This is a genomic window from Nocardioides luteus (assembly GCF_000960475.2).
Classification (GTDB): domain Bacteria; phylum Actinomycetota; class Actinomycetes; order Propionibacteriales; family Nocardioidaceae; genus Nocardioides; species Nocardioides luteus_A.
This window is the reverse complement of the sequence record NZ_JZDQ02000083.1, coordinates 1-870: the sequence shown is the minus strand read 5'-3', so window position 1 is coordinate 870 and position 870 is coordinate 1. Positions and strand designations below refer to the sequence as shown.

1 protein-coding gene is annotated in these 870 nt (G+C 70.5%); it reads right to left on the bottom strand.

Going from position 1 to position 870, the window contains the following annotated elements:
* The coding region (locus UG56_RS27365) for a DUF222 domain-containing protein (RefSeq protein ID WP_143055235.1) at positions 1-870 on the bottom strand (870 nt) is incomplete at both ends.

The window sequence follows — 870 nt, the reverse complement described above, 5'->3', positions numbered from 1 at the left end:
ATCCGCGAGGGCTTCGCGTGCCCAGGCTGCGGGGACGGGTCCGTAGCCCTCGACCACGGCCGGCTGATCGCCGTCGCCGGTGAGCGAGTCGGCGGTCATCACGACCTTGACCTCGATCCGCGGCTTGGTCTCAGCATTGGTGCGGCCGGTGATCCGGTCGACGAGGGTGTCGGCCATGACCTGGCCACGGGTGCGTTCGTCACCGGCGGCACGGGCCGCGTTGGCCGCCTGATCCAGCGCGGCGTAGACCGCGACGCCGTCCTTGACCGGCAACAGGGCACCGAGCCAGGTCATCGTGTCCGGTGCCGGCCGCAGACCGACCCGGCGCTCCTTCTCGGCGTTCGCAGCCCGGGCCACGACGGATTCCTGGTCGAGGGTGATGGCGAGCTTCTTGGCGGCGTTCTCGAGCTGCCGCAGCCCCATCGTGACCGCCTTCGCGGGCTCGCCGTTCGCCCCGGGTGCGCAGAGCCGGTCGTCGATGACTCGACGGTCCTCCACCGAGAGGCAGGCGGTTTCGCGGGCGAGGATGGTGGCCTGCCACTGCGAGAACAGCCCCGCTTTCATCAGCCTGAAGGTGTGCGGCATCTCGCTGAGCAGGATCCTCGCCAACCCCAGCAACTGCGCACCCTTCGCGGGTGAAACCCGACGCGCCAAAGCGAGCTGCGAGGCCACGCCTTCGCCCAGCTTCCGGGCAGGCACACCCGCCTGGGCCTGTCGGGCGCGGGCGGCTTCGTCGAGACGTACGGCCGCTTCGGCTTGCATGGCTTCGGCGGTGCACTTGATCTGTTCGAGCCGGGCGATCCAGTCGACCAGCTCCCCCGCGGACGCGCCCGGAGGCGGCCCAGTGAGGAGGTGGTCGATGGTCTCGTA